The sequence below is a fragment of the Actinoplanes palleronii genome (genome assembly GCF_016862315.1).
Lineage (GTDB): Bacteria > Actinomycetota > Actinomycetes > Mycobacteriales > Micromonosporaceae > Actinoplanes > Actinoplanes palleronii.
Window position 1 is genome coordinate 1 of sequence record NZ_BOMS01000220.1, and the last position, 1,548, is coordinate 1,548.

Below are 1,548 nucleotides of genomic sequence, written 5' to 3' on the forward strand. Positions count from 1 at the left end.
TAGTGCTGCACCGCGTTAGTTCGTCGGGGGTCATGCGGCCTTGAGCGGGGTTCCGTCGTAGGTCCATCGGTAGGGTTTCGCGGTGCTGTTCTTGTTGATCACATAGGTTTCGATCTTCTCGATGAGGTCGTCGCGTGAGCTGAAGTCGCCGTGGCGTACGACTCGGCGGGTCAGCGCGGAGAAGTACAGCTCGATCTGGTTGAGCCAGGAGGCGTGGACCGGGGTCCAGTGCACGTGCCAGCGGGGATGAGCGGCCAGCCAGGCCCGGGTCGCTTTCGCAACGTGTGAGGACCCGTTGTCCAGCACGACGTGAATCTGTTTGGCCGGGTCGATGACCGCATCGAGCATGGTCAGGAACCGCTGGAAGGTCACCGAGTCGTTGCGCCTGATCGGCTCGGTGACCACCTGACCGGTCTGGACGTCGAGGGCCGCAACGATCGACACGGTGCCGTGCCGGACGTACTCGAACTCTTGATAGGCGGGCCGGCCCGGCTGGGCGAGCCGGCCGGGATGCTTGCGGGATCGGGCAGCGATCGCGGTCTTCTCATCGATGGACAGCACCACCGTGCCGGGCGGCGGGTTGAGGTAGAGGTCGCAGATGTCGGCGGTACGCGACCAGAACACCGGGTCGTCCTTGCGGGTCAGCCAGCCCCGGACCCGGTAGGGCCGCAGATCGCAGTCGGCCAGGATCCGCCCGACCTGTGACGGTGAGATCCCGGTGTCGGCCATCTGCTCGGCGATCCGCCGATGTGACCAGGTCGATTCCGGGCCCGGGGGTGCCGACGTCGCGATCGCGACCGCCTGGACCCGGACCTCGGGACCATGCCGGCGGGGCCGCCCGGACCGTTTCGCGTCGGCCAGCGCGGCCAGACCACCGACGGCGAACCGGGACCGCCACTTACGGACCGTGTCGACACCGACGTGCAGGTCAGCGGCGATCTGGGCGTTCGGTGTCCCGCCCGCCGCGGCCAGGATGATCTTCGCCCGTAACACCGCCCGGGCCTGAGCACGCCCTGACCGGGCGGTCCGGGACAGCTGCCCGCGGGTCCGCTCATCCATCACGACCGTGACCGCCGCTCTCACCACGAATCCCGTACCTATCCACAAGCCCGACCCGTCCGGGGAAAGATCATCACCGATCATGGTGTGACAGCGGCGGGCACGGCAGCATGGAGCCCATGGCCCGCCGGAACCCGCCCGAGTCGATGCAGCATCACCTGCGGCAACGCCTCAACGAATACGCCCACGACCGCTGGCCGCAACTGGACAGCGTGCAGGTCCGTTACCGGGCCGGATTCGCCTACCTCGACGGCGTCCTGCCCGGCGGCCAGGTCCAGCCGCTGTGCCGGCTGCGGTTCACCGGGGTCCTGCACACCTGGGGCTTCGCGATCTACCTCGCCAGCCGCGACGGCTACCAGGACAACACCCTGCCTTCCGGGCTACCAGTAGGCAGCCCGGAAGAAGCCCTCGACTGCGCCTGCGGCCTCTACCTCAACGACCCGACCGCCTGGCTCACACCCCCGACGAACTAACGCGGTGCAGCACTAG

General features: G+C 68.2%; 2 protein-coding genes. One reads left to right on the plus strand and one right to left on the minus strand.

The window, feature by feature from the left end:
* Window positions 1–30: 30 nt before the first annotated feature.
* Entirely contained in the window at window positions 31–1,059 is a 1,029-nt protein-coding gene (locus Apa02nite_RS50690; RefSeq protein WP_203831573.1) for an IS630 family transposase, read from the minus strand.
* A 119-nt stretch (window positions 1,060–1,178) separates the two neighbouring features.
* Here Apa02nite_RS50690 and Apa02nite_RS50695 point away from each other — a divergent pair, with 119 nt between their 5' ends.
* On the plus strand, window positions 1,179–1,532 hold the full coding sequence (locus tag Apa02nite_RS50695; protein WP_203831574.1) for a hypothetical protein: 354 nt from the start codon (window positions 1,179–1,181) through the stop codon (window positions 1,530–1,532).
* Window positions 1,533–1,548 lie beyond the last annotated feature (16 nt).

Coding starts and splice junctions, on each gene's coding strand:
- Apa02nite_RS50690 (WP_203831573.1), bottom strand. CDS start 1,059: ATGGATGAGCGGACCCGCGGGCAGCTGTCCCGGACCGCCCGGTCAGGG.
- Apa02nite_RS50695 (WP_203831574.1), top strand. CDS start 1,179: ATGGCCCGCCGGAACCCGCCCGAGTCGATGCAGCATCACCTGCGGCAA.